At 61.2% G+C, this 6320-nt stretch carries 3 protein-coding genes and 1 pseudogene; all 4 read right to left on the bottom strand.

The window, feature by feature from the left end:
- Nucleotides 1–234 (bottom strand): annotated as a pseudogene (locus BN871_RS25460) (bifunctional folylpolyglutamate synthase/dihydrofolate synthase); the annotation flags it as partial.
- Nucleotides 235–330: 96 nt separating this feature from the next.
- Nucleotides 331–2997: a valine--tRNA ligase gene (locus BN871_RS25465; protein WP_048749921.1), complete on the bottom strand. Its 2667-nt coding sequence runs from the start codon at nt 2995–2997 to the stop codon at nt 331–333.
- Nucleotides 2998–3634: 637 nt separating this feature from the next.
- Nucleotides 3635–5086 (bottom strand): LysM peptidoglycan-binding domain-containing protein, encoded by a 1452-nt coding sequence (locus BN871_RS25475; RefSeq protein ID WP_021881025.1) that lies wholly within the window; start codon nt 5084–5086, stop codon nt 3635–3637.
- Nucleotides 5087–5582: 496 nt separating this feature from the next.
- Nucleotides 5583–6209: an RluA family pseudouridine synthase gene (locus BN871_RS25480; RefSeq protein WP_083436662.1), complete on the bottom strand. Its 627-nt coding sequence runs from the start codon at nt 6207–6209 to the stop codon at nt 5583–5585.
- Nucleotides 6210–6320: the final 111 nt, after the last annotated feature.

Raw genomic sequence — 6320 nt, forward strand, 5'->3', positions numbered from 1 at the left:
TCCGCGCGTCAGCGCCTCGGTCAGGTAGCCGCAGACGGAGCCTTTGCCGTTCGTTCCCGCCACATGGATGAAGCGGAGCCGGCGTTCGGGATGTCCGAGACGCTCCATCATCAGCTTCATCCGATCCAGGCCCGGACGGATGCCGAAGCCGATGAGGCCTTCGATCCACTCCCGCGCTTCCTCGTACGATTTCAGCAGGCCTCCGGCCTGTCGATGCGTTTCCTGGTTGTCCATATCGTTTCGCTTCCTTTTATGTTTGACTTGCGCCGGCGAACGGCGCGAACGCCCTTCGCCGGGCCCCCCGTCCTCCAAGGACAATCGCAGCTTCGATCAGCTCTGCAGCTCCTCGATCCGCGCCAGCACCTTCTCCAGCTTGGACTCGTAATCGGCCCTTTTGGCTTTTTCTTCCTCGATGACTTTGGCCGGAGCTTTGGCCGTGAAGCCTTCGTTGGAAAGCTTTTTGTCCACGCGCTCCACTTCGGAGCGGAGAACGGCGGCTTCCTTCGTCAGCCTCGCGATCTCCTGTTCGATGTCGATGAGTCCCGCAAGCGGCAAGTACAGCTCCGCCCCCGTCACAATGGCGGCCATCGCCTTGTCCGGAGCGGACAGTCCCGTGTCGACCGCCAGGGAGGAAGTGCCGCAGAAGCGGCGCAGAAGCTCTTCGTTGCCGCTCAGGATGCCGGCTTCGAAGCTGCCGGAAGGCTTGATCTGCAGCTCGATCTTCTTGCTCATCGGCACGTTCACTTCGGCGCGGATGTTGCGCACGGAGCGGATCGTGCTCATGAGCAGCTCCATCTCGCGGACGGCTTCCGGAGCTTCCAGCGCAGCTTCATAGACCGGCCAGGCGGCCGTCGTGATGGACTCGCCCTCATGCGGCAGATGCTGCCAGATTTCCTCGCTGATGAACGGCATGAACGGATGGATCAGGCGCTGCGTCCGGTCCAGCACGTAGGCGAGCACGGATTGCGTCGCCTTTTTGGCGTCGGCATCCTGACCGTACAGATTCAGCTTGGCAACCTCGATGTACCAGTCGCACAGATCGTCCCAGATGAAATTGTACAGCAGGCGGCCTGTTTCGCCGAAGTCGTAGGCGTCGATCAGTCTCGTCACATCGCGCGAGGTCTCGTTCAGACGATGCAGGATCCAGCGGTCGGCCGTGCCGAGCGGAACAGTTATATCGATATCATCATAATTGAAACCTTCCAGATTCATCAAGGCGAAGCGGGAAGCGTTCCAGATCTTGTTGGCGAAGTTTCTCGCCTGCTCTACCTTCTCCAGGCGGAACCGCAAATCCTGCCCCGGCGTGCTGCCGGTGGACAGCATGAAGCGCATCGCATCCGCACCGTACTGCTCGATGATGTCCAGCGGATCGACTCCGTTGCCGAGCGACTTGGACATCTTCTTGCCGTCCGCGTCGCGCACCAGGCCGTGCATGAGCACGTCCTTGAACGGGATGCGGTCCGTGAATTCCAGCGCCGTGAAGATCATGCGGGCTACCCAGAAGTAGATGATGTCGTAGCCGGTGACAAGCAGGTCGTTCGGATAGTGGCGCTTGAAATCGGCGCTGTCCTCGTCCGGCCAGCCGAGCGTGGAGAACGGCCAAAGGGCGGAGCTGAACCAGGTGTCGAGAACGTCCTCGTCGCGGCGCAGCTCTCCATGCCCGCAGTCCGGGCAAGCTTCGAGATCCTCGCGGGCGACATGAAGCTTGCCGCAGGAGTCGCAGTACCAGGCCGGAATGCGATGGCCCCACCACAGCTGGCGGGAAATGCACCAGTCGCGGACGTTCTCGATCCAGTTCAGGTAGATCTTCTCGAAGCGGTCCGGCACGAAGTTCACGCCCTCGCCGGACTTCTGGGCTTCGATCGCGCGTTCGGCGAGCGGCTTCATTGCCACGAACCACTGCGTGGACAAGTACGGCTCGACGACGGCGCCGCTGCGCTCGCTGTGCCCGACTTGATGCACATGGTCCTCGATGCGGACGAGAACGCCGCTCTCCTGAAGGTCGGCGACAAGCTTCTTGCGCGCTTCGGCGCGGTCGAGGCCTTGGTAAGGTCCGGCCTCGGCGTTCATGACGCCGCTCTCGTCCATGACGATGATCTTGGGCAGGCTGTGGCGCTCGCCGACCTCGAAGTCGTTCGGATCATGGGCAGGCGTGATCTTGACCGCTCCGGAGCCGAAGTCCTTCTCGACATAATCGTCTGCGATGATCGGAATCTCGCGTCCGGTAACAGGAAGCACGAGCATTTTTCCGACGAGAGCGGCGTAGCGCTCATCCTTCGGATGCACCGCTACAGCCGTGTCGCCGAGCATCGTCTCGGGACGGGTCGTCGCGACGGTGACGTGGCCGGTTCCGTCCGCAAGCGGATATTTCAGGTGGTACAGGTGTCCGTTCACTTCCTTGTACTCGACCTCGATGTCGGACAGGGCCGTGCGCGCTGCCGGATCCCAGTTGATGATCTTGGCGCCGCGATAGATCAGCCCTTTCTCGTACAAGCGGACGAACACCTCGCGAACGGCTTTGGAAAGCCCCTCGTCCAGCGTGAAGCGCTCGCGGGAGTAGTCCAGGGAAAGGCCCATCTTGCTCCACTGGCTGCGGATCGTCCCCGCATACGTGTCCTTCCACTCCCATACCTGCTCCAGGAATTTCTCGCGGCCCAGATCGTGGCGCGTCATGCCTTGCTCGCGAAGCTTCTTCTCCACTACGGTCTGCGTCGCGATGCCGGCATGGTCCGTTCCGGGCAGCCACAGGGCGTCGTATCCCTGCATGCGCTTCGTTCGGATCATGATATCCTGCAGCGTGAAATCGAGCGCATGCCCGATATGGAGCATTCCCGTTACGTTGGGGGGCGGGATGACGATCGTGTAAGGCTTCGCTTCAGGCTTGCGGCCGGCCTGGAAGAAACCGCCCTTTTCCCAGAACTCGGTTCCTTTCTGCTCCGCCGCCTTCGGATCGTAGGTCGTCGGCATTTCCGTCGTGTGCTGCTGAGTCTCTGACATTTTGGATTCACCCTTATCAATGAAAGTCGTTTTTTTATGGCCTTCTTTTTGACAACGCCTCGGCTGGCCGGCCTGCGCGGAGGACAGCGTACATCCGCCTCCGGCCCGATGCCGGGCCCCGGATTCCGCAGGAAGGCGAACGCCGTTTTTTCCGACAAAAAAAGCCTTTCATCCTCTTCGCAAAGGACGAAAGACTTCAGGCTTCCGCGGTACCACCTTTGTTCCGCAAGAAAGCTTCCTTGCGGCACTTTGGCGCAGGATATCGGCTGCGGCCGGCTCCGGCTTCCGCTGCTCGCGCAGCATGACCGGGGCAACTCCGGGGCGACCCGCATCCGCTCCTTGCCTGCAGACCTTCCAGCGCTTGCGGTCTGCTCTCTGTAGGCGAGGCGAATGCTCTTCCCTTTCAACGTCGGCTATTCAAACTTCGAAAAATAGGTAGCTTCATTTTAGCGTTCTTGAAGGCTGGAGTCAACTTGATTAGGCGGCAGCCTTGCCCGGGCAGCCATATCGGACCCATGCCGGGATCGGGCTGGAAACGGCAGCCGAAGCCAAAAAAGGCGCCATCCCCCGCAAAGCGGGGAAAGGCGCGGTATGGTAAGCCATGGACGGAGCCGGGATAGATTCGGGACGCTCCCGCTCAAGGGATGTAGAGAACCTGGCCCTCTGCGACGCCCTGATCGGCAAGGCGGTTGTAGAGAGCAAGCTCGCGGGCTTGAAGATGATAGCGGTCGGCGATCAGATCCAGCGTCTCTTCCCGCTGCACGATGCAGATCCGCACTTTGCGGAACGGCTTCTCTTCGCTGACCCGGCCGAGGAAAAGCGACTGCCACTCCACCTCTTCCGCTGGCGCTGCCGGCTGGGATTCCTGGGATTGCCGGCTGCGCTCGGCGGCCTGCCGCTGCTCCCGCTCCCTCCTGCTGGAGCCGATCAGCGAAGAAGCAAGCTCCTGCCCGGCTTCCTCGGGCGAAGCCGATCGCTTGCTGCCGAACGCGATGCGCAGCTCCTGCTTCTCCTGCTCCTGCAGCGGCTCATGATTCTCGAACGGCTCCGCGGCGAAGGCGGATGCTGATTCCCCTTCCCCGGCGTCTTCCGTCTCGGCGCGCTGAGGCTCTGAATCGGCCGCCGCCTCTTCGACCGGCGGCAGTTCGGCAGCCGGGCGGCCGTACAGGACGGCGGCCGGATCTTCCTCCTGCGGGACATCCGCCGCTGCTTCCGGCTCTGCCGGAATGATCTCCTCCGCTATGTTCCGGAGCGCCGAGAAGGCCGATTGCCGCTCTTCGCTCTGGACCAGGGGAATGTCCGAAGCAGGCGGAATCGGCGCGCGGAACGGGCTGGAGCTTCCTCCGCTGGCCGCGAGAGCTTCGTTTTCCGTCTCGGCATCCTGCCTGGAGGAACCCTCCTCCTGCTGGAAGGAAGAGTCCACTTCCTCCTCGCGAGCCCCGCTGGCCGAGCCGAGCTGCGTCCAGCCGGCCGCATAGGCGTACGGCTCGTTCTGCGCCTCCTCGACCGGATCGTAGCTCTGGCCGGCAATTGCTTCTGCGTCCCGATAAGGAGTCGCCTGATCGAAATCCCTTTCTCCCCCCGCTTCTCCCTGCGGCTCGTCTTCTTCTTCATCCAGCTCCAGATATCGGACCGGAGAAATGTCGCCCGTCGGGTGCGCTTCCTGGCGATGCACCACCGTATAAGGCTCTTCCTTCCACTCCCCCTCCTCCTCGGAGGAGGACTCCACCCGGATGCCGGACAACGACAGCACGCCGGTAATGTTCAGCGTACGCGCCGACAGGAGGTCGACGTCGAAGTTGTCGATCTCCACGGAGATGTCGTCCAGCCTCTCGATGCGGTTCATCGGAAGCGTAATCTCCACCGGAATCCGATGCTCCATCGACTGCGCCGACGCCGAACGGTCCGTCGTGCGGTACACTCCGCTCAGCAGCAGCTGGCCTCGCAGTATGGCTTGTTCTCCCTGCTGAACGACTTGGATGCGGGGAACGAGTTCGATTTCCTCCAGCTCGTCGATAGCGGGAACTTCCTCGGGCAGATGGACGCGTTCATACACGTCGAACCGCAGTCCTTGTGTTAGTTCGCTCACGCTTAAGCCTCCCTTCCCTAGCTATTGCTTGGGCATATGCCTTGCTCCATACCATCTATATGGCAGGGAATCGCATAGCATGACTACTTGGGGGAGGGACTCGCCGACGGAAGCAGGCTGTTCTTGCTTGACGGCTGCCTCCGGCAAGGCCGGCTTCGGCGTACATGAGCTGGGAAAACCGTCCTAAAGGGCCGGAAAAGGCGCGACATCGAGACCTGTTTCTCCCAGGTGAAAAAACACGCTTCCTCTGCTTCATGGCCGGCGAAGAATAAAATCCAATCCTGTATCGCTTGATTCCGCGATGGAAGCGAAGCCGGCTTTATTCGTTCCTTCCGTATGCTGGCGAGCCAGAAAAAAAGAACCGCCCTGCATCGCTCAAAACGATGCAAAGCGGTTCATAAACCGAGGGCGGCCTCAAGCCTGCCGACGAGACGTTGCCACCCGGGACGGGACTTAGGGCAGGGGAAATTCTCACATAGAAAGCCCGCCCTTTCCCTTACGGCTTCCCGGCGCGGAGCCGTGCCAGCAGACGCTCCATATCGGCGGGAAGAGCGGCCTCGATCTCCATATCGGAGCCCGTCCATGGATGCCGGAACCGAAGCCGCCTTCCGTGAAGGGCTTGACGGCCGAGCAGCGGCGACGCCCCGCCGTACAGGCCGTCTCCAAGCAGCGGATGGCCGATATGGCTCATATGAACCCGGATCTGATGCGTCCTTCCGGTTTCGAGCGCAAGCTGAACGAGAGCTGCCGAGCGCCATGCTTCCAGAACTGTGTAAAACGTGACCGCTCGGTCTCCGCCCGGCGATACTCTTCTCCGCGACGGATGATGCCGGTCCTTGCCGATCGGCTGGTCGATCTTGCCCTCAGGCGGATTCGGAGCGCCGTGTACGGCAGCCCAATACTGGCGGCCGATCGCCTTCTCCCGCATCGCCGCATCGAGCACCTGCTGGGCGAGATCGTTTTTCGCATACAGCACCGGACCGCTCGTATCGTCGTCGATGCGGTGGATATGCCTTGCCGGAAGCGGGTCTCCAGCCGCCAGGCAGCGGCATGCCGCCGCTTCGTCCAGCGTCGCCGGGCAGGCAGGCGCCTTGCCCGCTGCGTCGGAACGGGAAGCCTTGATTCGACCACATTTTTAACTATATATCGCTTTGAATTCTTAAAATAACCTTGATGAATATGGTATCAAGAACATCAATTGGAAATACCAACAATTGAATCTACAAAAAGACTA

This window comes from Paenibacillus sp. P22 (assembly GCF_000469945.2).
In the GTDB taxonomy this organism is placed as follows: domain Bacteria; phylum Bacillota; class Bacilli; order Paenibacillales; family Paenibacillaceae; genus Paenibacillus_O; species Paenibacillus_O humicus.

Coding starts and splice junctions, on each gene's coding strand:
- BN871_RS25465 (WP_048749921.1), bottom strand. CDS start 2,997: ATGTCAGAGACTCAGCAGCACACGACGGAAATGCCGACGACCTACGAT.